This is a genomic window from Undibacterium sp. GW821-FHT07F11, from assembly GCF_059418665.1.
In genome coordinates, this window is record NZ_JBWKQH010000006.1 from 140,631 (window position 1) to 166,505 (window position 25,875).

The following is a 25,875-nucleotide window of genomic DNA, read 5'->3' on the forward strand; positions in this document are numbered from 1 at the left end:
TAAGTTTTGGATGACCAGACTGATTTTACCAGGGAGTAAAATAGCAATTTTTGCAGCAGCTTGCTGTTTGCAGGATGTAGTGGACATGACAGGATAGCTTTGATGCCGGCGACAATAACAAGATTCATGAAACGATACCTCCCCGTTTTGCTGGGACTATGCATGCTGGGCAGCACCCACGCGGCTTCACCTGGTAGCGCCGCAACGCCAATCCGCATAGGCATGATAGATGGGTTGAGCGGGGCTTTCAGCAATGCTGGCGAAGCGGTGCAGAGAAACCTGCAAATTGCCATAGAAAGGGTAAATGCCCGTGGTGGCGTGCGCCTGCCTGACGGCAATCATCCCCTGCAATTAAGCAGTTTTGATAATAAACAGGGCGTGGAAGATTCCTTGATCGCGCTGAAGCACCTGACAGACCAGCATATTCCCTTTGTCGTACAAGGCAATAGCTCGGCCGTTGCCCTGGCACTGGTCGATGCCATCAACAAGCACAATCAACGCGCACCGGATAATCGCGTACTCTTCCTCAACTATTCCGCGGTTGACCCGGCACTGACCAATGAAAAGTGCAGTTACTGGCATTTCCGTTTCGATGCCCATGCCGACATGCGCATGCATGCGCTGACCGAAGTCATCAGGGCGGACAGCCGCGCCAAAAAGATTTATCTGATAGGCCAGGACTATAGCTTTGGCCGCCAGGTCAATAAATCGGCGCGCACCATGCTAGCAGAAAAAAGACCGGATATCGCCATCGTCGGTGAAGACCTGCATCCCATAGGCAAGATCAAGGACTTTGCTCCTTATATGGCGAAGATCAAGGCCAGCGGTGCAGATGCAGTCATTACTGGCAACTGGGGTAACGATCTGAGCCTGCTGGTCAAGGCAGCCAAGGATGCTGGCATGACGACCAAGTTCTATACTTTCTATGGCAATGGCCTGGGGGCACCGGCGGCACTCGGTGATGCCGGCCTGGGCAGGGTACGCGCTGTGGCTGAGTGGCATCCCAATGCCGGTGGTGCTGACAGTGATGCGTTTTACCAGCAATTCCGTCAGCGTTATCCTGATCCGCGCGATGATTATGTGCATCTGCGCATGCAAATCATGGTGGAGATGCTGGTTACTGCCATAGAAAAAGCCAGAACCACCGAAGCCGCAGCAGTTGCCCGTGCGATGGAAGGTGCGCAATACAAGAATACCTTCCATGATGCCCTCATGCGGGCAGAAGACCATCAACTGATACAGCCGCTGTACGTTTCGGTCATGCAAAAGAAGGGCGAGAGTGGCGTGCGTTTTGATAACGAAGGTAGTGGCTATGGTTTTAAAACTGAGCGTTATTTCGATGCGCGATTGACGGCCTTGCCCAGCTCATGCAAGATGCTTAAATTGAAATAATCTGTAACCCTGAAAATACTAAGGAAGAATCGTATGAGTAATCCGTTTTCTGGTTCTGAGATCCCCGGCATGAATGCCATGGGCGATACCCTGTCTTTCGTCAAAAAACTCTGGGGCAATATGCAAGTGCCCGGCATGGTGGCACCGCCGATGTCGGTGGATGAGCTGGACAAGAAAATTCAGGATTTGAAGACGGTAGAATCCTGGTTGACCGTCAACATGAATATGCTGCGTGGAACCATACAGGCCCTGGAAGTGCAGCGTGCGACCCTGGCTGCCCTGCAATCCCTGGGTGAAAGTTTTGCCCAGCATGCGCAGCAGGCCGGTGCTATGGCAGAGCAGGCGGTTTCTGCTGCAAACCCAGCTACAGCGGCAACCCACGCCAACAGTAATGCCGACTGGCCCATGCATCCAAATGTAGGCAAGGCAAAGGTCGCTGAGCCCGATCCTGATGAAGAAGTTGATGAAGATAGCGCAGACATGCCACCGGAAGCAGGCGCACCTGTGACAGATGCTGAAGCTCAGGTAGAAGAGACAACTCAATCTGCTCAGTCTGCCGCTGCTTCATCCACTGCAGAAGCAACAGATACCAGTACGCCTTTTGTCAATCCTGCCGCCTGGTGGGGGCTGTTGCAGGAACAATTCAAGCAAGCTGTCAGCAAGGCCATGGAAGGTGAGCAAACAGGCGGCACCATGACAGAAGCAGCGTCTGCAAAGAAGACTGGCAGTAAAAGCACGGCAGCCAAGACGGTGAGAGCCGGTTCAGGCACAAGCGCTAAAGCCAAACCTGCCAGCAAGGCAGGGGGGGCAAGTAAATCAGCTGCGAGGCCTACTGCAAAAGCAGCAGCAAAACCCAAAGCTGCTGCCAAGCCGGTAGCGAAGACCGGCAAAACGACAAAAACCAGGTAAAGCCAAGATTGTCTGCAGAATTCTCTGGCCTGAAATATCATGCAGGAGAGGGGCTTGCAGATTCTTGATAGAAAAATGAATGGCACCCGCAGGTGCCATTCATTTTTTTAGTATCCAGCCTGTGCGGTCGGACATTTAGCCTTGTTGGCCGGTTTTATCTCTACCGCCTGCAAGTTGTTATCCAGCATCCAGGCGCTACTGCGTTTGCGTGTCATGGGTTTGCCTTTAGGCTGGCTGGCAACATTGATGGCAATGACTTTGCTGGATTTGCCGTAGCTGCAATCCACCTCGAATTCCAGCCCTTCCTTGGCGCTGATTGCTGGCAGGGGGATGTTAACTAACTGCAATGGTGATTTGGCCTTTTCGGCAGCAGAAATCGCCTGATAATCACTGGTAGTGTCTATCACAAATGCAGCATTGGAATAAGCTTCCAGTGTAGTGTCTGGCGAGGTGCCACCGATGGATTTGACCATGACCAGCACGCTTTTTCCGGCCACTTTGTCGGTAGCAATATTCGTCCATTTTTCCATCAATTCCTTGCGTGAGGGCAAGGCGCCACTTGTTGGGACCGGTGCTGGCGCTGCTGCCATGGCGGTAGTGGGTGCAGCAGGCGCGGGTGTAACTGTTGCAGCGACAGGTGCTGCGGCTTTTGGTGCAGGCGCTGGTGCAGGCTTGACGGGTGCCGCAGCAACTTCTTCGCCGTGGTATTTGTATTTGCCATCAAATGGCACGTCGCCCCAGGCGCTGGCGCAGGTTTCTACATGTAATTGCATGCCACCAGCAGCGCGTTTCAGGGTCATGTTGCAACGGCCTTCGCTAAAACTCCAGCCACCTGGGGCATCAGCCAGTTTTCCTTCACCTGCGCCGCTACGCAAATTACCGGGTTTACCTTTCTCTGCCACTTCCAGCGTGAATTTACCGTCAGGCTTTACTGTCAACAGGCGTTCAAAGCCATTGTCGCTGGCGTCATACACACCTGCTTTAGGATAGGGGCTGTAGTCGGCAGCCAGGGCAGGCGCTGCCAGGCATGCAAGGCTGACGGAAAGCAGGCTGAGAGTTTTGAAGGAGATTGAGCTTTTCATGTGGTCGCTGGGTGGAGGTTGTTGAGATTGATATGGCTGCGCCCCATGGTGCGGTACCAGATGCAGATCAGGGAGCATGATGCATTAAAGTAAATGGATGGTGCATGACAGGCGTAGTCGTGTCAATCAAGTAATTGCGAGTTTTATATTAAAGCGCAACAATGTGTAAGCGGATTTGCATAGCAGATAAGATTTTGGTATTAGCTTCTGTGAGAAAATGGGCTCAGTAGCTATGCCCTGAGCCCTGGACTTTTAGACCCCTTTATCAGGAGAACCAGTTTGTCTTTTATCTACGAGAGAATTCCAGAAGCCGATATCCTGGCTTATGATTTGCGCGAGATCGATAAGCAGTTTCCCATGGCAGTCGCTTCCAGATGGGCGATAGACCGTGAGCGAAATATCTATTTGCGCTATATGACATATGACCGTGAGCAGCCTTCCCACAAGAATTTCAGTTTTTTCTGGAAGGGCATCTTGTTGAGTCTGCGTCTTAGCAGTGAGGGACAAAGCCTGGATGGCGACAAATGGCAAACCACCTGGGGCTGGTTGGGCATGCATGAGCTTGAGGCAGATGCCAGCCGCGAGTTTGAGACACATCGCGCTGCCATCATTGCAGATTTGAAAGATGCCTTGCGGGCATACCGGGATGGCTCCTTGTCGCCAGCCTATTCTGCCCACATCGCGCAATTTACTTTTTAGGTGAGGTGCTCATGTCAGGTTTGAGTCATCAGCAAGCCATAGAGTTGCTGCAAAATCATCCAGAAGATTATCGTACGCCAGATTCATTGAAGGATCTTGCCAATCAGGTCTCAGTCTTTTCTGACGGGCAAGTCACACTGCTGTATGGCGGCATGGTACACAAGGATATTTCCAGCAATGATCTGGTTGAACTCATGGTGGCAAATCATGAGGATATACGCGCCATTAACAAAACACCGGTAGCGAGTTTCCTGCAGTCGGAAGATTATCTGGAAGCGGTAGCCAGGGCACATCATTGCAAATCCATAGATGAAGTAACCAGCGATCGCAAGCATCCGGCGAATCAATTCATGTTTGCCGCAACCGATGGCCGCTGGGCTGACGCTTCTGCCCGGTTTGCTGCTGCCACCAAAGGCGAGGTCATGACACTCAGTGGCTATGCCGGGGCAGACCGCACCCTGGGGTTGGTAGAATTGCCCACGATCTTGAAAAACCCTGAGGTCACACATATCAATGGCAAACCCAAGGAAGTATTTCAGGCGATCTACGATGAGACGGGTTCACTGAATGAAGTATTCAAAGCCGTTTCAGCCTCATCTTATGAATTGATGCGCAACATGGAGGTCAAGGCATCTACCCATGTCAATGCAGATGGCAGTGAAAAGAAAATTGCAGAAAAAGTTGGCTCAAAAAGCTTGTTCGAAGGTTCTTCCTACAAAGGTACGAGCCTGAGCAAGGGGGAGGCAAATTTATCGATCGCCACCATACCCGACCCCAAATTCAAGGCCAATATTGAGGCTGGAAAATTGCATCTTGAAAGTGTGGAACTAAAGAGTCTGGCAGCGAAAAAAACGGGAGATGATACAGCGGGTTTGCTGCTGGTGACTGATACCCCTTCATCCAGACTGGTTGCACTTACTTCCAGCTCTGCGCTGAAGGCGGGATCAGCTTCGCACAAAATCTGAGTTGTTAGATGGGTAAAAAACTGGACTAAAAAATCTGGATTGAAAAATCAATGGGTGGTTTTAAAACCACCCATTGATACTAGTTCGTTTCAGCAAAATTAGCAGCAACAAACTCCCAATTCACCAGGCACCAGTAAGCGTCCATATAAGCGGCTCGCTGGTTGCGGTAGTCGATATAGTAGGCATGTTCCCAGACATCGCAGGTCAACAAAGGTTTGTCGACGCCTATCAAGGGTGTGGCGGCATTCGAGGTGTTGACTATGGCCAGCGTGCCGTCAAAGCGCTTCAGCAACCAGGTCCAGCCTGAGCCAAAATTACTGATGCAGGACTGGGTAAATTCTTGCTTGAATTTGTCAAATGTACCCCATTGTGTCGTGATCGCATCACCCAGTGCACCAGTGGCGACACCGCCACCGCTGGGTGTCAGGCTTTGCCAGTAAAAGTTGTGATTCCACACCTGCGCAGCATTATTGAATATGCTGCCGGTAGATTTCTTGATGATATTTTCCAGCGACTCTTCGGCAAATTCCGTGTCCTTGATCAGGGCATTCAGATTCGTCACATAGGTCTGATGATGTTTGCCGTAGTGATATTCCAGAGTTTCTTTGGAGATATGTGGTTGCAATGCGTCCATTGCATACGGCAGTTCGGGTAAAGTATGTAGCATGCCAGATTCCTTCAGTGAACAATTTTATGGTGTGGTATCTACACGTAGCGTCGCTTGCAATATTATTTCAGGAACACTGGCAAGCGCTTTTGACAGTGGGCAGTCACGTTTTGCTGCCGCTGCAATTTCCTGGAATTGCGCGTCGTCTATGCCTGCGACGGTCGCTTCCATCGTCAGCGCAATACGGTCAATCACGAAACCCTCACCCTGCTTAGATAATCTTACGCTGCCCTTGGTATCGACATCCGTGGTTTTAAACCCTGCTTTTTCACAGGCAAATGAAAACGCCATGGTGAAGCAGGCAGCGTGGGCAGCACCCAGTAATTCTTCAGGGTTGCTGCCGCGTCTGTCATCTTCAAAACGGCTGGCAAAGCCATAGGGATAATCTTTCAACGCCCCGGTTTCTGTGCTGATATTACCGACAGCAGTTTTACCTGAACCTTCCCAATGCACGCTAGCAGTTTTTTCAGTCATGGCCGCACCTTTTTTGTAAAGTAGGTAAATAGACTATGCCTTCCGCTCAAAGGCATCTGTACGCTGGCGCACAGAAGAAATAATGAGGGAGGCTGGGGTTGGTCAATCTGCTGGCCAGTCTGAATGTGCAGCAACGTACAGATAGCAGCCTGCACATCACTTAACCTGTCCATATCTATTCAGCACGGCTGTTCTCACACCTGACTGCGTTTGCACAAAGAGGGAGATTCATCATGATACAGATACGCATAGGCCAGGCAAAAACCCAGCTCAGTCGTGAAGAATTTGGTCAGCGTTATCGCGCCAGTTTTATTGATCCGGCTTTTCGGGTAGAAGAATCGGCAATAGCCCGGCTGGAAGAAATCGCCTGGCATGCTTATGACGAAGGACGCAAGGCCCCGTTCACGCAAAAAGCGGGCGCTGGCTATGCAGACCCGGATTATGATTTGTCGGTTGAATGGCAAGCTACCAAAGATCGTCTGGATGCAGCGCAATCTCGCTGGAGCGATGCATCAACACCATCGCGTGTCTTGCTGATCTGTGGTTCGGCGCGCAATGACGGTACCTGTCCTGGTGAAATGTCCAAGAGTTTTCGCCTGTTGCAAATTGCCAGGGAAGAACTGGAACAAACGAATATCCAGCCTGATGTACTCGACCTGAGTTTGTTGACTTCAGAATATGGCCGCAATATTTTCCCTTGCAAGGGTTGCGCTTCAACAGCCATGCCCTTGTGCCACTGGCCCTGCAGCTGTTACCCCAATCATGCGCTGAATCAGACCAATGACTGGATGGCAGAAATTTATGAGCGTTGGACTGCTGCTCATGCCGTGATCATCATCACCCCTGTCTACTGGTACCAAAGCCCCAGTCCCTTGAAGTTGATGATAGACCGCCTGGTCTGTGCTGACGGTGGCAATCCCGATCCTACATCCACCTCAGGTAAAAAAGCCGCTAAAGCCAAGGAGCTGGAAATGGCGGGCTGGAATTACCCCCAGCATCTGGCTGGCCGGGCCTATGGTCTGATCGTGCATGGCGATGTGGCTGGCGTTGATGACTCACGCCGCGCGCTATCGGACTGGCTGGACTGGATGGGTTTTATCGATGCCGGTACGCAGGCGCGATTGGGAAGGTACATAGGCTATTACGAACCCTACGCGAATAGCCATGAAACCCTGGATGCGGATGTCTCCATGCGGCAGGAGTCACGTAACGTGGCGATTGCGGTAGCCAAGGCAGTCACAGAATTGCGCGCAGGCCGTTTGCAGGCGGTGCAGGCAGACGTTAAGCGGCCACGCCCTAAATAGTAGGACTTATGCAAAATCGCCCCAGCTGCGTTGTAGCTCCTCTCCTGGGAGCCGCGTACTAAAGTACTGTCTTCGTCGCTACGGTCTAGTCGGGGTTTCAGACAACATGTTGACTGCCGACGTAACCAACATCCCTTACAAGGGATGTTTCTCACAGCGATAGCCTTGCTGGGACAATTTTGCATAAGTCCTGAAAGAGCAGGAAACTGCGTTCCTTCACTTCGCTTCTGCGCCATCCTTCAGGATACGCAGTGCCTCTTTGGTCCATTGAACGCGGCTTTCTTCAAAGGTGATGCCCGCCTTTAAAATCAGGTAACGCAATTGCTGTTCGTGTGACAGCTTTGCTGCGCAGAAATCGCGCTTTTCTATCTCTTTGTAAGTCTGCAGCTCTTGCTCATGCAATTGCAGACGGCGCTCAAATTCTTCTGCCAGGCCAAGCGGTCCTATTGCTGCATCGGCCCGCAGTTTGACCATCATGTCGTCGCGCAACCTCATCGGCGCACTGCTTTCGCTGGCCCAGCGCCGCAATTCATCCTGGCCTGCTGGCAGGATATCGATGAGTTTCTTACCTGCCCGCCCGCCTTCGACCTCGGTCGAGATGACCCAGCCCTGGCTTTCCATGCGCCCCAGTTCCCGGTAGATTTGCTGGTGTGTCGCATGCCAGAAATAGCCTATGGACTTGTCAAAACGCCGCGCCAGGTCATAGCCCGAGCATGGCTTTTCGGCAATGGACGTTAGCAGGGCGTGGGGCAGGGACATGTTTTAGAGTAAATAGTCGGTGTGGTTTCCACACATTTTATATGCAACTGGTTGCATAAATAAAGCAGTTTCGGTATTCTCTTATGCACTCAGTTGCATAACTGTGAGAACTTACGAAAAGCCGCCCCAGCTGCGTTGCAGCTCCTAGCCGTGCTAAAGCACTGTCTTCGTCGCTGGTGGTGTAGTTGGTGTTTCAGACAACATGTTGTCTGCCAACGAAACGAACATCTCTTGCAAGAGATGTTTCCCAAAAGCGCCAGCCTTGCTGGAACGGCTTTGCGTAAGTCCTTTTTTGACGCCCCCTTCTTTAGGAATACGCCATGTCTTTTTATCCTCACCTGACAAAGCCACTCGATCTGGGTTTCACTACTTTACCCAATCGCCTCTTAATGGGGTCCATGCACGTGGGGCTGGAAGAAGTCGACAATGGCTTTGAGCGCATGGCGGCATTTTATGCAGAGCGTGCCCGTGGTGGCGTTGGCCTGATCGTGACTGGTGGCATTGCCCCGAATGAAAGAGCGCGTCCCATGCATGGCGGTGCCATGCTCACCACTGAAGCAGAAGCAGAACATCACAAGATAGTCACCAGGGCGGTACATGAGGCCGGTGGCAAGATTGCCATGCAGATTTTGCATTTTGGCCGTTATTCTTACCAGCCTACCCTGGTCGCACCGAGCGCCATCAAGGCACCGATCAATCCATTCAAGCCGCATGCATTGACGACAGAAGAAGTGGAAGAAACCATTTCTGATTTCGTCCGGTGTGCCGCACTGGCGCAGTCAGCAGGTTATGATGGTGTCGAAGTCATGGGTTCAGAAGGTTATCTGATCAATGAATTCATCGCCGCCTGCACCAACCAGCGTGACGATGAATGGGGCGGTGCTTATGAAAACCGCATCCGCTTCCCTATAGAAATCGTGCGCCGCATCCGCGAAAAAGTGGGCACCAACTTCATTATCATTTACCGCCTCTCCATGCTGGATCTGGTTGATGGTGGTTCTACGCTGGAAGAAGTCACGCAACTGGCAAAAGCCATAGAAGCCGCTGGTGCGACAATCATCAATACTGGCATAGGCTGGCATGAAGCGCGTATCCCTACTATTGCCACCAAGGTGCCACGCGCTGCTTTTGCCTGGGTGACCAAGAAGCTCAAAGGCCAGGTGAATATCCCCCTGATCGCCACCAATCGTATCAACACGCCTGAAATTGCCGAGCAATTGCTGGCAGAAGACTATTGCGACATGGTGTCAATGGCCCGCCCACTGCTGGCAGACCCGCTGTTCATGCGCAAGGCAGAACAGGGCAGGGCGGATGAAATCAATACCTGCATAGGTTGCAATCAGGCATGTCTGGATCATACTTTCGGTGGCAAGGTCACATCCTGCTTGGTCAATCCACGTGCCTGCCATGAGACTGAACTGGTCGATGCACCTCTGGGGAAAACCAAGCGCATTGCTGTAGTTGGTGCTGGCCCTGCCGGCCTGAGCTTTGCGACGACTGCTGCCAATCGCGGCCATGCTGTCACCCTGTTTGATGCCGGTTCTGAAATTGGCGGTCAGTTCAATATCGCCAAGCAAGTGCCTGGCAAGGAAGAGTTTTATGAAACCCTGCGCTATTTCGGCAAACAAATCGAACTGACCGGCGTTACGCTGAAACTCAATACCAAGGTCGACGCAACTGACCTGGCAGACTTTGATGAAGTCGTGCTGGCAACGGGCATTACTCCGCGTGTCCCGCCTATCGAAGGTATAGAGCATGCCAAAGTCCTCAGTTATCTCGATGTCTTGCGTGACAAGAAAACGGTTGGCAAATCTGTTGCCATCATAGGCGCAGGCGGCATAGGTTTTGACGTTGCAGAATACCTGAGCCACAGCGGTACCAGCCCTAGTCTGGATCCGGAAAAATTCTATGCTGAATGGGGTATCGATACTGATTACAAAAATGTGGGAGGACTACGTACTGCTGATGTGGAAAAACCTGCACGCCAGATTTTCCTGTTACAGCGCAAGACTTCCAAGGTAGGTGATGGCCTTGGTAAAACTACAGGCTGGATACACCGCACAGGTTTGAAAAACCGTGAAGTGCAAATGATAGCCGGTGTCAGCTATGACAAGATAGATGATGCGGGTTTGCATGTCACTATCGGTGGTGAGCAAAAATTGTTGCCAGTTGATAATGTGATTCTGTGTGCAGGGCAGGAACCAAGGCGTGACCTGCAAGCCATGCTGGAAGCCGCTGGCAAGCCAGTCCATCTGATCGGTGGTGCGGATGTAGCGGCAGAACTGGATGCCAAACGTGCTATCAACCAGGGCACACGTCTGGCGGCGACTATCTAATGCTCGAATGAAAACTGGCAGGTTTCCCTGCCAGTTTTTTGTAGATTCTCAGGCAAACAGCTTTTCGTATTCCTGACGATCCTGGTCTGAAATAAATGCATCCAGGTACAATGACCATGAGTTCTGGTTACGGTCTGCCATGTTCTTGTTCAGGCCCGGTATCAGCGCCAGCTTGGACGGTGGCAAAGTACGTTTGCGAATTGCATCAAACACGATATCGCTAAAGTGTTCAGCAAAGCTGACCGGGCTACCGATTTCTTTCAGCAAGCGGTCTATGATGGCGATCTTATCGATACGTTGCGTATCTATGAAATAACGCACCATTTTTGACAGTGGTGATTGCAGGCTGTTTTTTTCCAGTCGCAATTGCTGCCTGAGGATGATCTTTTGCGTATCCGTATTCAGGCGGTTCTCTATCAATTCAAGCACGCCACCATTCGGTGCTGCCAGCGCCACTTCCAGCATGGTCCAGCGTTCATTTTCATTGACGGCATAATCAGCAATATTGTCATAGCTGATATTCCCTTTTAGTTCTTCATCGGATATCAGACTACTGTCTTCTGTCATGACAAAGTGGGTTTTACCCAAGGTATCGTGCATGCTTTCGAGTAAAAGCACCGTGATGGGCAAATTACCAAAGAAAACTGAAAATCCCAGGATGTCTCCATACAACCTGATTTTTGACCGGTCTGAAATAGCAAATGCCCGCAAGAAATCATTGCTGTCACGGGGCAGGGCACAGCGGCTGAAATACTGGCGTGGGTAACCCTTGGCCAGATAGGTTTCCACGATACGCAAACCATTTTCTGCCTGCAGGCATTCTGCGACCGTAGGGACAACGCCATCATTGGCTTCAATGGCATAGCCATCAATAATAATTCGCGCGCAGTGCTTTTTTATTTCTGCTTCAGAAAAGATGCTGGCATTCAGATGTTCAGAAAGCACGAATAATGACCTTTGTAATTGAAATGTCTATCTGTTGATAATTTTTGATACGCAGAATAAATACAGGATAAATACAGATAAGCTGTAAAAATGTATGTGCTTGGCGCAATATTAGCGGCTTGACTACCTTGCTTTTTCCTTGCCTGCTTTTACCTGCTCATCACGCCAGTCCAGATATTCAGGGAAAGTCATTTCCCGTAGTGCCACACAATTGCGCAGGCCTTGGGTGACCACCATGTCAAAGTTTTCAGGGTTGATCTTGGCTTGCGGATACACTTCACAGCGGTAAAGCATAGGCAAGCCATTTGGGCGTGGCTGGTTCGGTGCCAGCATTTCATTGCCTATCATATTGGCCAGCAAGGCGACAAGTATGGTGTTCATAATCCCGGATTCCCTGATGCAGTACTGTCTGGATTTCAAAAAAAAAACCGGAAACTATGGTTTTTCGACCAGTTTTTGTCTGCTAATGATAACATTGGCTTCATCGTCAATGCTCATGAAATTTTACTTTCATTAGCTCATAACAGGAAAGAGAATTTCATGCGGCTGATTACCAAGTTTGTACTGGTTGCGGTATTTGTAGCGGGCATTGCTCTGCTTGTTATGATTTTTGGCAGCAAAAACGAGCTTGATGCGGTGGGGAATACACCTTTGAAAGAGAAACCGGAGTATGCAGCGATGGTGGAAAATGCCGAAAAATTGCCTGACCTGAAGATATTCCCGGGTACATTTATGAGTGTTGCGGAATCCCGGCAACAGGTACTGGAATACAAGATTACCCTGACAGAGAATCGCAGCTTTCAATTCAGCGTTTCTTCCTATGCAGCAAAGAAAGATTGGGCAAATACCAAGCCTGAAGTCAGCAAGCAGTTAAGCGGTGTGTATAGAATCAAAGGCAATGTCATTTACTTCGAGAATTTGCAAGGACATACTGGATTGATGTCGGAAAAGGCGCGCAGCGTTATTGGAACATGGACACCGGATGGTATTGAATTCAAGAATGAAAACTCAGTCATGCGTCTGCGCATGCTTGCACCATCAACCGCTAATAAACAATAACAACACATAAAACCGGTATTGCGGGCAATGCCATACCGGGTTGCAAAAAATGAATACGCCTGCCAGTCAGCTTAACAAGGAAAATCAGGAAGGGCATCATCTCAGCAGCGGTTTGGCTGATGAATTGTTGTCTTTCCTGTTCTTATTAATACCATTTGCAATTACCAATGGGATTGTCATTGTCAAGGCAGCAGCACTGCCTTTATATGGTGGCAAGATCGTCTTGTTTGTTTTACCCATTTCCTTCCTGTTCTTCCAGTTATGGAAGCGTAGTCTGTTGGTCAAGATACTGACAGGCTTACTGGCTGCACTGGCTGGAGCCGAAGCTTATGTGGCCTATCAGTTTGGAGGTATATCCGGCTCCAGCCTGTTTTCAATTCTTGCTTCCAGTGATAGCAGTGAATCACTTAATTATTTGCTGGAACGTAGTCAGACTATAGTGCTGTGGTTATTATTGTGTGCAGTCAGTACGATGCTGGCATTGTATTTTTCTCGCCGCAGTCGTTTCAAGCCCGGTGGTTTTTTGATACTCTGCCTGCTCTGCGTCGCAGGCTATGGCTGGTATATCGGAGCCATGAGTGCCAGTAGCTATCTCAAAGAAAGGAATGCCAACCGCTTTCCTACAGTCAGTGAGAATGCCAGAGAAAAATTGTTTGGCGTCGACAATTTGCACCCTTTGCTCTCGACCATGAAAGACACCTTCCCTTACGGCATGCCAATCAGGTTGTGGATGTTTTGGCAGGAAGAAAAATTCATGCATGGCATGGAGCAAAAACTGAGCAATTTTCGTTTTGGTGCAAAACTGACTGAATCTGCAGCGGTGCAAGAAACTTATGTACTGGTGTTGGGTGAGACCGCTAGATTTGACCGTTGGACAGTGAACGGCTATACCCAGGATACTTCACCCAATTTACTGAAAGCCAAACAAAACGGGGAGCTGGTCAGCATGCGGGATATGATTACCCCCAGGGCATTTACCATGGGATCCATCCCCATCTATTTAAGTGGGCGGGATATCCTGCTGGAAGGGGCGACGCAAAAATCCCTGATTTCTGCTTTCAAGGAAGCTGGTTTCAGAACTTATTTTCTGTCTACCCAGGTCAAGAAAAGTTTTTTAAATAATGTTACTACCCTGTTCGCAGCAGAAGCTGACGTACAACAGTATTTTGAATCCGATGAAAGTCTTGGTTTCGTCTATGACGATGCCTTGCTTGCTCCGCTTAAAAATATTTTGCAGGAAAAATCACTAAAGAAACTGATTGTCCTGCATACCATGGGGAGTCACGCTATCTATGCGGCCAGATATCCTAAGGCATTTGAGAAATTCCCTGTCATTGGTGATGAAAGGGCGGCGGCTACCGGTGAACAATTCAATGACATGCAGTCAACGTCCAATGCCTACGACAATAGCATACGTTTTACCGACCATGTACTGGGAGAAATAATACAGGCATTGACTGCCCTGCAAGGTAACGCGGCCATGATTTATGGTTCCGATCACGGCGAAACATTGCCCACACCGCAGTGCAAATTCATAGGGCACGGCGCCATGAATGAAGAGAATTTACGCGTCCCTTATTTTGTGTGGGCCAATCAAGCCTATCGGGAAACGCATACTACCAAATGGAATAAGCTACTGGAGAATCAAGGCAAGGCCACAATGACAAGCGCCAATTTCGCAACTTTGCTGGATATGGCAGGCATCAGTTTTACCAGCTTTCCTGCAGGGCATAGTCTGGCCAGTGAATACCAGGTCAAGCCTGCAAGAATAGTGCAGGATATGCAAAACGCCGATCTTGACTTCAATACCGCAAGAAAAGTGGATGCCACTTGCGGCAAGTTGCAAGCCAGGGACCAGGCTCCTGGGTCTAAGTAGTTAAATCCATACCTATCCTGGCCAGCTCTTTTGCTCGTGCAGACACAATCCATTCCTTCTGTGTCGCATCAAATTTTTCAAGGAAGTCTTCATCAGGCGTGTAGCCCGGTTTGGGAGTCAACTTGAGTATGACTTCTTTCAAAGCTGCGTTGCTCAGCAAATTCTCATTTTCAGCTTGCACATGCTTTGCTTGCCGGCTTTGGAAATTGTGCGTCTCGGCAATCAGCTTTCCATGATCATACAATTTGACTTCATAGCGCAACTGCGATTTTGAGATATGCGCCATCAGTTTTGAGCGCAGTAAAAATCCTTGAGTATTCAGACTGGTAAAGCAACCATCGTTTAATTGGTATTGCGGGTGCCGCCACAATTCACCACCGTGATTGCGATTGGCGAATTCGATTTTGACGACATTTTGCATATCCAGGGACAGGGGTACAGTGCTTCTTGCTGTGGCATACAGCAGGGGAGTGCCATCGTCATCACGGCTCAGATAACCTTCGGGCAGCAGACTGAATTGTTCTGAATGCGCCATCCCGACAAGGTCAGGCAAGTCTGGATCAGTAAAACCTTCCTCCATACGGATGCGGAAATTGCAGTCGCGTACACTTTCGAGTTTGAGGATCAGATCATCAGGCATGGTCAGCGCATAGCGTGTTTTTAGCACTGATTTAATCCAGAGTTTTTCACCAGTTCCTGATTCTATTTGCTCAGGCTGTATCGATGCTATGGTGTGTAGAGGGCGAATAATGATTTCGCCTGCCTGTTTGCGTTGTATGGCGGCATCAATGTAAGGTTCGTAGACATTAAGCGCTTTTGCCACCATTTTTTCTTCAAAACCTGTCAGTTGCGGCTCGTCTGGCCGTTTTTCCAGAATTTTAACGAGTATGGCGCGTATTCTCTCACGCTCAGCAACAAGATCTGCAAGCACATAACTACCGTAGCGGGGTAACTCGTTGAGAATGCTGTCTATTTTTGATTTGACCGTGTTCGGGGTATTCATTTTTTATTTTTCTGGCGCATATTGCATATCGCGTGTTGACCTGCTACTCAGGAAGCAAGGCATGATAATACATGTTGTCTCAGGCATTTGCTGCACGAGCTTGTGACTGCTGAACGCTATAGGTCTTATTTTCTTAATTGCAATACTGGCAAAGCTTCACCTTGGGGGATATTTGCCAGCCCATGCTTGCAGGCTTTGATCGCGCCATCCCTGAATTTATTCTCCCCATATTGGCGGAAAGTTTCTACCTGCTGCTGTATCACCGTTTGCTCAGCCAGGTATTGATCACTGACCGTTTGCATGTAAATACGCCGAGTTTGCAACCGTATGTCAGCAGGCAGCTCAGGGAAGCGGGTGTCAAAAGAGTCTGCAACTGAACGGGCAAAACTGCGGGTCTTATAGACATCGACATTCCTGAGACGATTTGACATGGATACCATGATGATGGACGCTACGTCTTCACAAGCCATTTCCAGTTGCAGCAGACTTAAAGGTACCTTCATATTCGGTGAGGCCACCCCTTCGCTAACTGCTGGCGATGAGATTTTGCCGCAGGAACTCAGTAACATCGTGGCAGTCAGTACACATATAAACTTCTTCATCAGGCTAGGCCACACAGTCTTGCATACGACATGCCCACTTCATGATGGGTTTTGAGATAGCGCATCCATTCATCTGTTTTGTGGACAACCTGCACACCGTTCACTTTTAGTGTGGCAGATAATTCCCGGCGTAACTCGGCAAGTTGCGCTGGAGAATTACTTTGAAAGCCCGGCAATTCAAGTTTCCAGGCGATGGTCGGAACCAGCCTGTGATGAACTTGTTTTTTTTGCACATATTGGGTTTCCAGACGCAAAAAGATGGTTTTCACCGTGGGGTTCTTTGCCAAAGTCTGGAAAAACTCTTTTTTCCATGCGGGTAATACAGAATTTTTTGTTTCATTCTCGTATTTTTCCGCAATATTTGTTAAGCTCATCAAAATACCTTTATAAAAATGAAGGTAAAAAAACTTTTCTCATCGAATGCTAGCAATTGTGACTGAAAGTGTCAATTTTGATCGAGCTGTCAGAAGCTTAAAAATTACTGGAATACGATGAAAAACTATTGCTGGGTATGTATTTTTTAAAATTCGGTTAAGTCAATGAATAAACTCGCTCTGTTTTTGTTAGCAACTTTCGCATTTGGAAATGCTAGTAATATTGCCCATGCTCAAGATAAGAAAAAAAATCCAATTCCAGAGATCCGCGAGCCACTTGATGACAAACGTTCCCAACGCTTGATTGTACTCGCGACTGACCTGATGTTTGTCAGACATTTTGCCACTGACAGGCAAATCAAGCTAAGGGAATTGGAAATCAATGTCAGCCTGGAACCCTTCAATGAAAAGCAAAAAGAGCTTCTTGCCATCCGCAAGAAACAAATGGAAGAGTGTGGCAAAGATGCTGCCGTAGTACAGGGTAATTTTTTTACCGCTTATGATCAGTTAAACGCCGCCAAATACGAAGTGTCAGACTATAAAGCGATTTACACCTACGCCAAGAAAAATATTGCTGAATTTCAGCGCAAGGATTTGCTGCAACCCGCGGAATTGAAATCTTATGAAGATAGCCGGCCGCAGGGTTTTGCATTCCGCAGTGTTTGCATTGATGACGGCGTGGCGCCCAAGCTGAAAGAAAAGACAGAATTCATTTCTCCAAATGCGCTGCCTAAAAAATAATCCAGGTTTGACAGTAAACGCTATCTATCAAAAATGACTAAGCAAACCATGATGTATCAAGTTTTTTTGCGGAAAAAATTACGCCGCCTGTTAACAACCATGTTTTTTCTGGTCTTATGCGTGGTCAGCGCCATTGCGATTTTCGCGTTGTTGGTCACGGCCTTGAATGCGGCAGGTGCGGGTGTCATGGCGATACCTGGCGCTTTTATCTGCTTGATTCTTTATGAACTGGGGCGATATTTTTTTTACCGGAGTTTCTTCATGCAGCAACTTGCTCGCTTTGCGGCCTGGAAACAAGTACTTGATGAAAGTGAAGTATGACTACCATTACTGCTAATCCGTCGATGAGTAAGTTTTCTGCCTTGCCTGGCAGTGCCATGCAGCTGTTATTTGCCGTCAGCGCGGTGATTTTTCTGCTATTTGGCATTGGTCTTACACGCATACTCAGTATTCATTTTGAGCAGCGCGTATTCAGCCTGATTATTTTTTGTTCACTACAATTATTGCCTTTGTATTTTGCCTTGCGCCTACCTTCACTGGCGGTAGCGCGACTGCATTTGCTTGGGGTAAGCACCTATTTTCTGATCGGCTTTCTGGCCAATTTGATGTTCCCGCAATTGAAGTCTTATCTGGCCTGGCTCTTCTACAGTTTTTGCATTATGGTATTTTTGCTTGCGCTGGTAACAGCTGGGCAGTCCATGCGCAACGGCATCGTTCGCCTGTTCAGGCGTGCTAAATAAATCCAGACAGAGGTAAGTTTTGTTGCACAAGCACATCTTCATTGGCATTTGCAGTTTCGCGCTGGTGCTGGCGGCACAGATTGCGCCGGTTGCCGCCGCAGATGCAAAGACATCTGTGGTCAAGCCCAGACATAGTTTGCCAGCGCAAATGCCGCAGCATCATAACGAGTATGAACTGACAATTTACCGTTTGCCAGCAGGAGCAGAAATAGCAAAGCTGATCTGCGGATCGGTACGTAAATGTGAAAAAAAAGTAAGTGGTCCCTATTCTTTTTACGCGTTCTCATCGAAACTTGATGAATTGGATGACGATTTCATCAGGATGAATGTGAGTCGTGCTCAGCAGTACGCAGTGTCGGCAAATTACGAGTTCACGCAAGGGAAGTACTTTTCTGTGGCATTCAAAAAAAGTGGGCCCATAGGTGAGAATGTACTTTTTGAAGATATCAGCTTTGTTGTCAGACCCGTACTTGTGGACGCAGGAAAAATGGATATAGATGTTTTTGGCCTTTTCAAGTATCACTTGTTGGGAGCGGGACAAAAAATTAATCCGTCCGGGCGTAATATCAATTTCAAATCCTCCATCAGCCAGTCAAAAAACTTTGTCCTGATTGCTGAGGCGCAGGCGCAAAAGAATGAACCTGTTTATCTGGCAGTGATCAAGCAATGTGATGAAATCATCAATCCCTCCTATGAAGTAAAAATGCTGGAGAAGGGTCTATGAAAAGAATTTTCTTATTGATCTGCTCCGCCGCTACTGTGCAAATTTGCCTGGCGGGTGGGTCCCTGACTGAAGAATTGGCTGCTGAACGCGGCATCAAGGTGGTCAATATAGATTTGCTGGGAAAATCTAAATCAACCCCGGTCAAGCCGCAAATCATGAGTTGTGGTGGTACAACCATGGCCAGCAAAGCCGCGACCGGTGATGTGCTGCAAAATAAGGATGGGAAAATGACCATCGCTGCCAGTCAGCCTGCGGCTGCGCCAGAATTTGATGTAGAGAAAATGAAAGAGTCGCTGATGGACGTATCCAGGCAGGCATCGAGTAGCCGTTATCAGGCTGCCATGGCACAAGGTGGAAAAAAGAAATCCTGCAATTTGAATCTGACTGACTAAGTCAGGACATCCCCAACTTTTATAGCGGAAGAAATCATGCCTCTGATAGATCAACTAGTTGAAGCTCTGCACAATTTGCATAAACCTCATGTAGACCGGGCTTTGCAGTTATATCAGTCCATACCGGTGCCAGATGGATTGGCTGCAGAATATTTCCAGCATCTGCAGCACAATAGCCCGGCCATGGCGGCAGAATTGCCGGTTGACGGTGAAGCCAAGCTGGCTGCGGCGCTGGGCGCGTTATATGGTGTGATACAGGTATTAAATCGCTGCGCTACCAATTTTCCTTTCGGCCGCGCTTTGCCACTGTTGCCGTTTGTGGCTGAAGACAAGACTGTCAGGGCCGCACAAGAAACCTTGTTCGACAAAATGAAAGACGAATACTTTGCCCCATCTATCTCTGACGACGCCAACGGCGAGGCCGTGTATCTGAACCGGTTGGCGATGATCAGGGAAATGTTGCAGGAATAGTTGACCGCAAACGTATTCGAATGAATGCACCTGGTGACATTCCTATCTCGGCAGCACGGTTTTAGTCATTGCTGATTGTAAAAAATTTCTCTCGTGAAACTGCTGTTATTTCCTCTGGGCATCAGATAGACAACATTTGTTGTTATTGGTCTATGTTCATCTGCGACGAAATATTTCTCTCCATAAATGCCTTTCACAGGCGCAATAAGCCGTATTAAATTACCTTGATACAATCCAGATGTTTTTTACCATCATTGTCTTAATAAAATCTTTGCAAAGCTGGTAGAATTTGGAATAAATGTCGAAAAAACCTTATCTAGCCTTTGTTTTCATAAATTGACATGTTAAGATAATTGAAGAATTCTAAATTTTTCTATGAAAAAAGATCCAGCAATACCTGTTAAGCCTTCACTTCCGCCTGTGGTCAAAAAGACCAGGCGTTATGGCTTTGAGTTCTACCGGGATAACTTCCGTCGCATGACTGTGCTCGCTTTGGGTCTGGTTGGCGTGAATATCGTTCTGGTGGTTGCGATGTTTCTGGTGTACGGCAGTTTTCCTCAGAGGGATCTGTATGCAACCACGCGCAATGGTTTATTGGTGAAGTTGAGGCAGTTTGACAGTGTCGATCAGGTCAAGGCGACACAGGCGGTAAAAGCGTCAGTAAGCGCGACAGAAAAGGCAGCAGTAAATGCAGCGACAAATGCCGTATCGGCGTATCCATAACGTGTAAGAGGATCAAGATGTCTGGTTCCATAGCTCAACAAAAATTGCAGCCTCAGTCAGAAGTCAAGCAGTCGGCGCATGCAGTTGATTCATCCAATTCCGGTGGTAATGTCAAGGAAACCACTGGACAGCCTGAATTGAATATGGCGCGTGCCGAGTTTTATCTTGATCGCTATCGCTTCATCCAGAAAGTGGTGGCGGGCTTGCTGGTGCTGACGATCTTGATGGCATATGCCTTGTATGACGTATACCGCAATCCCCCAAAGCCCTTGTATATAGCCGCCGAAAATGACGGGCGCATTATTGAATTGCGCCCCATCAGCCGTCCTACCATATCCAAGAATGCGCTGCTGACCTGGGCTGCTGAATCGGTGACATCGATCTTCACTTATGACTATGTGAACTATCGCAAGCAGTTCCAGGGCAATATTGATTATTTCAGTGCTGATGGCTGGCAAGCTTATATGGAGCAACTGGATAAGTCCGGTACGCTGCAGACAGTCAAAGAAAAATCCATGCTGGTTTCTGCAGTCGTCACCAGTAGCCCTGTTATTACTGGCGATGGACAAGTGAATGGTGTCTATATGTGGAAAGTGGAAATGCCGATTGATGTGACCTATACGCCATTCGGACAGAGTCCAATCAAGCAAAAACTGATAATAAAAATGAACCTGCGCGCAATTTCTCCTCTGGAAAATCCGCGTGGCGTGGTGATCGATAGCTTTAGTACTTTCGAGCGGTGATTTGAGGTCGTTGATGATGAACAAGAACAAAAATATCCAGCTTGCCTGCGCACTACTCATAGGCCTGCTTGGCAGTGCTGCGCATGCCAGGCAGGCTACGCCTGCCAAGCCCGGTGAAATGGCTTTGCCAAGTGCCGTGCCTGCACCAGTTGATCCTGCCCAGCAAGCGGTGAGTCCTGCCAGTTCGGCCAAACTGACTGCATCAGAACTCAATGCGCGCTACAGTGATCCTGCCATGTTGCCATCGCCAGATGGTTATGCAAGGCCACGTACCAAGCTCAAGATGCCGCAATTTCGTGATCCCAAAGAGCAGGCTTTTGATGAGCTGCTTGATGAAACCGTGACATTTAACCGGGATGAGATTAATCGCTATTACGACCGTATTGATGACTTCAAGCGTTCAGTACGCACACCTGACGGGCAGATGCATAGAGCGGTAATTTCCTCTGTTATCGTGAATCTGCAGCCGGGCTCAGTGATACCGGTAATGCGTTTGAACGTCAATGAGAATTCATCTCTGTTATTCACAGATTCAACGGGTAATCCCTGGCCTGTCGTCAAATTTTCTGCGCCATCCAAATCCATGTTTGCGGTGGAATTTCATGCCAATAATAATCCGCATGAAATTGCTTTGGAGCCTATCAAGGATTATGCCTACGGTAATTTGAAAGTCTTTTTGGCTGGCATGAGTACGCCGGTTTTTGTGCGCCTGGTGACGGGACAAAAAGAAACCGATGTACGCCTTGATGCCAGAATGCCGGTACGTGGCCCGAATGCGGCTGCACTGATAGAAAAGCAAATGCCGCCAGAGGCTTCGTCTTCGATGTTTTCCATGCTCAATGGCGTAGTGCCAGAAAAAGCACAGGAACTCAAAGTTGAGGGGGCTGATGCCAGAGCCTGGATGCTGGATGGAAAAATGTATTTGCGCCTGACCAATAAGACTTCAGTGCGCTCACCATCATGGACGGGGACCATGTCCTCCATTGATGGCACCAATGTTTATGAGCTTCCTGCGCGCACACCGGTAATCTACGCAGCGCAAGAAGGTAAGAGTGTTGAATTACGCGTGTCGGGGTTTTAAATGGCAGAAAAGAAAACAGGCGGACCAGGATTTTTGACAAATCCAAAATCCCGCATGATGGTAATAGGTGTTGCTGTTGTTTTGATCGCAGGCGTCGCGCTGGCAGTCAATGGCATGCTTAAAAAAAGTGCTCTGGAAAAGGAACAGGGCGGGCCTACGAATACTGCAGCGTTACCCGCTGACGCGAATAAAAAGACTGTCATTGATCCCAAAAAAGTTGATGCGCAGCAGTCTGAATTACGCAAGGCTGCGAATGAAGATGCTGCCAAGCGTGCTGATTCAAGCGGGCAAACTTTTATCGCCACCATGCGACCTGACACTGCGCCGGCATCTGTCGCCACCACGGGCAATGCGATAGATCCTACTATGTACGCAGCACGTAATGCAGAAAATGGCTTTGGCAGGTATGCCGGTCCACGTGAGCCGACAGAACAAGAGATCCGCGATGCAGAAGCGGCGCAACAGAAAAAAGTCGATGACTGGAAGCGCAAACTGACAGCCGATAAAGCAAAGATTAATGAAGTGTGGGAGCCAGGATCACGGGTTTTCTATACTGCCTATGTAGGCAGTGAGAATAATCAGGCTGACAAGAAGGAAAAAGAATCACAAGAACAGCCTGGAGCCAAAGCGGACCCGCAAAAGAAGGGGCAAGTGTTCGCAAGGGCAGGGGATATTTTTTACGGCAGCATCGATATAGGCATGAATACGGACGAGCCTAGTGCGGTCACAGCATATATCCTGAGTGGCCCGTTCAAGGGAGGGAAGCTGTTAGGTGCTCTGGCGGGGCAGACTGCGCCATACTCAGAAAAGGCAGTGATTCAATTTACTTCGCTGAATCATCCCAAGTTTGAACGTTCCATCCCCGTTAAAATTTTCGCTGTAGACCGTGATACCAAACGTGCTGCGGTGGCTGACAATGTTGACCGTCATTTGCTGACTAAATTCGGTTTGGCTGCCATCGTTGATTTTGCCCAGGGTTATGCTGAGGGCAAGGCACAGACGAATTCGACTGTTCTTTATGGACAGAATGGCTCGCCGACTGTTGTCACTCAGTCAGAACTCACTAACCAGCAATTGATTGCCCGTGGTGCAGCAAAGACCATGAACCGGGTCGCCAGTACGCTGGCACCTTATACGAACAGGCCAAATACCCTGGAAGTCTATTCGCAGACGGAGATAGGTTTGCTGGTGGCGGCAGACATCGTCTATGTCGAAGGGGTCAACGCAGACAATAGTGGTCCGGTGCAAGGAGCGGGCGCGGCTAATGGCGCAAGACGTGCATTGCCGCAACCTGCGATGGCGAATACTTATGCGCCAGCGCTTCCGGTTCAGCAAGGTCAGCAGAGTGTATATGGCCAGCAACCAGTTTATGCACCACAGCCTGCCTATGGCCAGCAGCCAGTGTACGCGCCCCAGCCAGCCTATGGTGGCCAGCCGGCATTGTATGGGCAAGTGCCTGTGTATGGCCAACGTTAAATCCGCTTGTTGAATGCAGCTTTATTTTTGACCGAAAAGCCAAAAATAAATTGAAGATAAGGAAAGAATGATGGGTATGAATGACTGGGATGGCCTTGCAGGTGATCAGGAAGAAAATGCAGATGCAGCTGCCTCGGCAACTGCAAAAAAAGAAGGTGAAAAGAAAGTAGTTCCCTTGCCTGCGATAGCGGCAAAGAATAATAACAAGACCATGTTTTTGGCCATGGGTGGCCTGATGCTGTTTGTCATGGGCGTATTTGGATACACCAAGTACATGCAATTCCAGAACATGCAAAATGAAGAGCGCCAGCAGCAACAGCAGGCATTCAAGAATCAAAAGCAAGAGGCCGAGCGCAAGAAGAATGAGGCAGAAGCAAAAGACAAGGCAGCTGTTGTCGCGACCGCAGAAAAGCCTGCAGTGGAGTCGGCACCGGCATCCGCCAGCCAGCCTCAGAATGAGGATCTGGTAGCGTTGGCACAGCTTAAAAATCGTAATAACCCTAATGCGGCAACTCCTGCCGCTGCTCCAGTTGTAATACCGCCGGCAGCGACGCCCGTGCCGGCCAGGCCTGTTGTAGCGCAAACAGCACCAGTTGCGCAATCCTACGCACCTGCCCAGGATGCGCAGAAACGCGAGCAATATGTCAGCATGCTGGAAGGGCGTGTGAATGATCTGGGCCTGACTAAATTGCGACTGGAAGCCGAACTCTGCAAATATGAACCAAGACGTGCTTTCTGCGGCACATCCAATAAGCCAGCCGCAGCACAAGAATCACAACGTGAACCAGCACAGGCGAATGCCAGACCAACTCAGCAGGTTCAGCAAGCCAGTGGGCGTGTCATGCTATTTGATACAGCCAAAGCAGGCAATGCGATTACACCAGAGTTATCTCGTACTGCTTCGAAAACAAATGGTGCGCAGACATTGAACTTACCTTCGCGCGCGCAGACTGCGGATGCAGCACCCAAGGCATTGTCCCTGCAAGGTTTGACTATTTTGCGTGACCGTGTGCTGTACCGTGACCGTGATGGGCTGACCCATGAAGTTGAATTGGGTGGTGACATGGAAGGTCTGGGGCGTCTGGAAAGAATAGATTTTGAAAGAAAATCTTTCCAGGCTGGTGGGCGTACTTATAACTGATGACAGGTTTGGGGCCTTTGATGTCAATATCTCGCTTTCGATTTTCCCTCGGCATAGTTGCCAGTCTGCTGACAGCGCCAGCCTTTGCTGCTGGCCCGACAGCCATGACCATGCTGCTGACGTTTGGTGAGAGCATACCCGGGCTGTGGAACTTTGTGCAGGCCATGTGTTTTGTGGTGGCAATGTTCCTGTTTGGCTTTTCCATGTTCAAGTTAAAGCGCATAGGTGAAAGAAAATCTGATGAAGGCGCTATGTCGGTGGTCATGACGTTGCTTGCAGCGACAGGCATGTTTTATCTTTCATCTTCAATCGACACCTTTCTGATTTCCACATTTGGCACCAGCACCGTCATGACCTATACCACTTCCACCATTCTGGACGCGGAAGGTATTAAGGCGGCACGGGTTGTCATCGGCTTTGTCAACCTGATTGGCCTGATCGCATTTGCCCGTGGCTGGTATGCACTCAAGATGCTGGGTTCTGGTGGCGGGCATAAAGAAGATACTGCCAAACGTGCCATCGTCTTGTTGGTAGGGGGGACTTTTTGCCTGAATATTGTCGGACTTTCAGAAGTTTTGCAGAAATCATTGGGTATCAGCAACATTATTCTCCCGTAGCGTGGCACTCTTTCGACGGATGTACGAAAAAGGTAAATATTTTTACTTTTGTTTGTATAAAAACTTGAAAGCATTTTTGGTCTAAGGTATTCTTATTGATGTTGTTACCGGATTTTGTTGCATCTATTTCTCAAGCTTAGGAGTGTTTCCATGAAAAAACTTAACAAGAGTATTAAAGGCAAGCTGGGTGTTGTGTTGGGCGTGGCTGCAGGCCTGGCAGTAGCGCTGGTTCCAGAACTGGCATTCGCGCAGGCTGGTACGTCGATTGGTGACGTGGCGATGAATGCATCCAAGAGTATTAACGGTGTACAGGTCATGATACAAGGTGCCTGTTACATGGCTGGTGTTGCATTGGCGGGTGGCTCGATGTTCAAATTCAAGGCACATAAAGATAATCCTCAACAAACGCCATTGTCCACACCTATCGTGATGTTGGCTGTTGCTGCTGGTTTGCTGTACTTGCCATCACTGATGACTACTGCCGGTCAGTCCTTGTGGGGTGGTACACAGAAGAGCGACAAGGTCTCTTATGATTACAGCAGCTTTGGAACTTAATATTACGGTATTCCGAGTTGTAAAT

General features: G+C 48.9%; 30 protein-coding genes. 21 read left to right on the forward strand and 9 right to left on the reverse strand.

Translation table 11 applies throughout. From position 1 onward, the window contains the following. The first annotated feature begins 162 nt into the window (after window positions 1-162). Window positions 163-1,392: a branched-chain amino acid ABC transporter substrate-binding protein gene (locus AC07OI_RS16260; RefSeq protein ID WP_495258100.1), complete on the forward strand. Its 1,230-nt coding sequence runs from the start codon at window positions 163-165 to the stop codon at window positions 1,390-1,392. 33 nt (window positions 1,393-1,425) lie between these two features. Beyond that, on the forward strand, window positions 1,426-2,301 hold the full coding sequence (locus tag AC07OI_RS16265) for a PhaM family polyhydroxyalkanoate granule multifunctional regulatory protein (RefSeq protein ID WP_495257934.1): 876 nt from the start codon (window positions 1,426-1,428) through the stop codon (window positions 2,299-2,301). Between the two features lie 107 nt (window positions 2,302-2,408). Here AC07OI_RS16265 and AC07OI_RS16270 read toward each other — a convergent pair whose 3' ends face one another. Further along, entirely contained in the window at window positions 2,409-3,383 is a 975-nt protein-coding gene (locus AC07OI_RS16270; protein WP_495257935.1) for a hypothetical protein, read from the reverse strand. A gap of 279 nt (window positions 3,384-3,662) precedes the next feature. Between AC07OI_RS16270 and AC07OI_RS16275 the strand changes: the two genes are divergently transcribed. Together AC07OI_RS16275 and AC07OI_RS16280 are read left to right on the forward strand one after the other, a co-directional pair. After that, window positions 3,663-4,082: a hypothetical protein gene (locus AC07OI_RS16275; protein ID WP_495257936.1), complete on the forward strand. Its 420-nt coding sequence runs from the start codon at window positions 3,663-3,665 to the stop codon at window positions 4,080-4,082. A gap of 11 nt (window positions 4,083-4,093) precedes the next feature. Next, the gene (locus tag AC07OI_RS16280; RefSeq protein ID WP_495257937.1) at window positions 4,094-5,047 is read left to right on the forward strand and encodes a hypothetical protein; all 954 of its coding nucleotides are present in this window, start codon (window positions 4,094-4,096) and stop codon (window positions 5,045-5,047) included. 79 nt (window positions 5,048-5,126) lie between these two features. Here the strand turns inward: AC07OI_RS16280 and AC07OI_RS16285 are convergent, their stop codons facing one another. After that, window positions 5,127-5,714, reverse strand: coding sequence for a superoxide dismutase (locus AC07OI_RS16285; RefSeq protein ID WP_492704712.1), 588 nt, complete (start codon window positions 5,712-5,714; stop codon window positions 5,127-5,129). A gap of 24 nt (window positions 5,715-5,738) precedes the next feature. Beyond that, window positions 5,739-6,188: an OsmC family protein gene (locus AC07OI_RS16290; RefSeq protein WP_492704713.1), complete on the reverse strand. Its 450-nt coding sequence runs from the start codon at window positions 6,186-6,188 to the stop codon at window positions 5,739-5,741. 233 nt (window positions 6,189-6,421) lie between these two features. On the opposite strand from AC07OI_RS16290, the gene AC07OI_RS16295 reads away from it, so the two are divergent. After that, complete coding sequence (locus AC07OI_RS16295; RefSeq protein ID WP_495257938.1) at window positions 6,422-7,492, forward strand: flavodoxin family protein; 1,071 nt, start codon at window positions 6,422-6,424, stop codon at window positions 7,490-7,492. 216 nt (window positions 7,493-7,708) lie between these two features. Here the strand turns inward: AC07OI_RS16295 and AC07OI_RS16300 are convergent, their stop codons facing one another. Next, entirely contained in the window at window positions 7,709-8,251 is a 543-nt protein-coding gene (locus tag AC07OI_RS16300; RefSeq protein WP_495257939.1) for a PadR family transcriptional regulator, read from the reverse strand. Between the two features lie 320 nt (window positions 8,252-8,571). Here AC07OI_RS16300 and AC07OI_RS16305 point away from each other — a divergent pair, with 320 nt between their 5' ends. Further along, window positions 8,572-10,587 (forward strand): oxidoreductase, encoded by a 2,016-nt coding sequence (locus AC07OI_RS16305; protein ID WP_495257940.1) that lies wholly within the window; start codon window positions 8,572-8,574, stop codon window positions 10,585-10,587. Window positions 10,588-10,635: 48 nt separating this feature from the next. Here the strand turns inward: AC07OI_RS16305 and AC07OI_RS16310 are convergent, their stop codons facing one another. Then, window positions 10,636-11,532: a hypothetical protein gene (locus tag AC07OI_RS16310; RefSeq protein WP_492704717.1), complete on the reverse strand. Its 897-nt coding sequence runs from the start codon at window positions 11,530-11,532 to the stop codon at window positions 10,636-10,638. 123 nt (window positions 11,533-11,655) lie between these two features. Further along, window positions 11,656-11,913, reverse strand: coding sequence for a hypothetical protein (locus AC07OI_RS16315; RefSeq protein ID WP_492704718.1), 258 nt, complete (start codon window positions 11,911-11,913; stop codon window positions 11,656-11,658). Between the two features lie 75 nt (window positions 11,914-11,988). On the opposite strand from AC07OI_RS16315, the gene AC07OI_RS16320 reads away from it, so the two are divergent. Beyond that, window positions 11,989-12,591: a hypothetical protein gene (locus tag AC07OI_RS16320; protein ID WP_495257941.1), complete on the forward strand. Its 603-nt coding sequence runs from the start codon at window positions 11,989-11,991 to the stop codon at window positions 12,589-12,591. A 49-nt stretch (window positions 12,592-12,640) separates the two neighbouring features. Next, entirely contained in the window at window positions 12,641-14,467 is a 1,827-nt protein-coding gene (locus AC07OI_RS16325) for a phosphoethanolamine transferase (protein ID WP_495257942.1), read from the forward strand. Here AC07OI_RS16325 and AC07OI_RS16330 read toward each other — a convergent pair. The 3 genes from AC07OI_RS16330 to AC07OI_RS16340 all read right to left on the reverse strand — a co-directional run bounded on the left by AC07OI_RS16330 (window position 14,460) and on the right by AC07OI_RS16340 (window position 16,446). Then, complete coding sequence (locus AC07OI_RS16330; RefSeq protein ID WP_495257943.1) at window positions 14,460-15,470, reverse strand: hypothetical protein; 1,011 nt, start codon at window positions 15,468-15,470, stop codon at window positions 14,460-14,462. The genes AC07OI_RS16325 and AC07OI_RS16330 overlap by 8 nt on opposite strands. A 125-nt stretch (window positions 15,471-15,595) precedes the next feature. Then, window positions 15,596-16,072, reverse strand: a complete 477-nt coding sequence (locus AC07OI_RS16335) for a hypothetical protein (RefSeq protein ID WP_495257944.1) — start codon at window positions 16,070-16,072, stop codon at window positions 15,596-15,598. Then, complete coding sequence (locus tag AC07OI_RS16340; RefSeq protein ID WP_495257945.1) at window positions 16,072-16,446, reverse strand: hypothetical protein; 375 nt, start codon at window positions 16,444-16,446, stop codon at window positions 16,072-16,074. Before AC07OI_RS16340 ends, AC07OI_RS16335 begins: the two co-directional genes overlap by 1 nt. 165 nt (window positions 16,447-16,611) lie before the next feature. Here AC07OI_RS16340 and AC07OI_RS16345 point away from each other — a divergent pair, with 165 nt between their 5' ends. From AC07OI_RS16345 to AC07OI_RS16405, 13 genes are all read left to right on the forward strand, one after another. Next, window positions 16,612-17,187, forward strand: coding sequence for a hypothetical protein (locus tag AC07OI_RS16345; RefSeq protein WP_492704724.1), 576 nt, complete (start codon window positions 16,612-16,614; stop codon window positions 17,185-17,187). 48 nt (window positions 17,188-17,235) lie between these two features. Further along, the gene (locus tag AC07OI_RS16350) at window positions 17,236-17,508 is read left to right on the forward strand and encodes a hypothetical protein (protein ID WP_495257946.1); all 273 of its coding nucleotides are present in this window, start codon (window positions 17,236-17,238) and stop codon (window positions 17,506-17,508) included. After that, window positions 17,505-17,927: a hypothetical protein gene (locus AC07OI_RS16355; protein WP_495257947.1), complete on the forward strand. Its 423-nt coding sequence runs from the start codon at window positions 17,505-17,507 to the stop codon at window positions 17,925-17,927. Before AC07OI_RS16350 ends, AC07OI_RS16355 begins: the two co-directional genes overlap by 4 nt. A 64-nt stretch (window positions 17,928-17,991) precedes the next feature. Beyond that, complete coding sequence (locus tag AC07OI_RS16360; RefSeq protein ID WP_495257948.1) at window positions 17,992-18,651, forward strand: hypothetical protein; 660 nt, start codon at window positions 17,992-17,994, stop codon at window positions 18,649-18,651. Beyond that, on the forward strand, window positions 18,648-19,043 hold the full coding sequence (locus tag AC07OI_RS16365) for a hypothetical protein (protein WP_492704728.1): 396 nt from the start codon (window positions 18,648-18,650) through the stop codon (window positions 19,041-19,043). Before AC07OI_RS16360 ends, AC07OI_RS16365 begins: the two co-directional genes overlap by 4 nt. Before the next feature lie 36 nt (window positions 19,044-19,079). Beyond that, window positions 19,080-19,514, forward strand: coding sequence for a hypothetical protein (locus tag AC07OI_RS16370; protein ID WP_492704729.1), 435 nt, complete (start codon window positions 19,080-19,082; stop codon window positions 19,512-19,514). A 375-nt stretch (window positions 19,515-19,889) separates the two neighbouring features. After that, window positions 19,890-20,237 (forward strand): hypothetical protein, encoded by a 348-nt coding sequence (locus AC07OI_RS16375; protein WP_495257949.1) that lies wholly within the window; start codon window positions 19,890-19,892, stop codon window positions 20,235-20,237. Between the two features lie 17 nt (window positions 20,238-20,254). After that, window positions 20,255-20,980, forward strand: coding sequence for a DotI/IcmL/TraM family protein (locus AC07OI_RS16380; protein ID WP_492704731.1), 726 nt, complete (start codon window positions 20,255-20,257; stop codon window positions 20,978-20,980). Between the two features lie 13 nt (window positions 20,981-20,993). Beyond that, window positions 20,994-22,061 (forward strand): DotH/IcmK family type IV secretion protein, encoded by a 1,068-nt coding sequence (locus AC07OI_RS16385; RefSeq protein WP_495257950.1) that lies wholly within the window; start codon window positions 20,994-20,996, stop codon window positions 22,059-22,061. Next, on the forward strand, window positions 22,062-23,537 hold the full coding sequence (locus AC07OI_RS16390; RefSeq protein ID WP_495257951.1) for a DotG/IcmE/VirB10 family type IV secretion system protein: 1,476 nt from the start codon (window positions 22,062-22,064) through the stop codon (window positions 23,535-23,537). A gap of 67 nt (window positions 23,538-23,604) precedes the next feature. Further along, on the forward strand, window positions 23,605-24,678 hold the full coding sequence (locus AC07OI_RS16395; RefSeq protein WP_495257952.1) for a hypothetical protein: 1,074 nt from the start codon (window positions 23,605-23,607) through the stop codon (window positions 24,676-24,678). 20 nt (window positions 24,679-24,698) lie between these two features. After that, the gene (locus tag AC07OI_RS16400) at window positions 24,699-25,295 is read left to right on the forward strand and encodes a hypothetical protein (protein WP_492704735.1); all 597 of its coding nucleotides are present in this window, start codon (window positions 24,699-24,701) and stop codon (window positions 25,293-25,295) included. Between the two features lie 150 nt (window positions 25,296-25,445). Then, window positions 25,446-25,850 carry a hypothetical protein gene (locus tag AC07OI_RS16405; protein ID WP_492704736.1) on the forward strand — a complete coding sequence of 135 codons (405 nt, stop codon included), beginning with the start codon at window positions 25,446-25,448 and terminating at the stop codon, window positions 25,848-25,850. Window positions 25,851-25,875 lie beyond the last annotated feature (25 nt).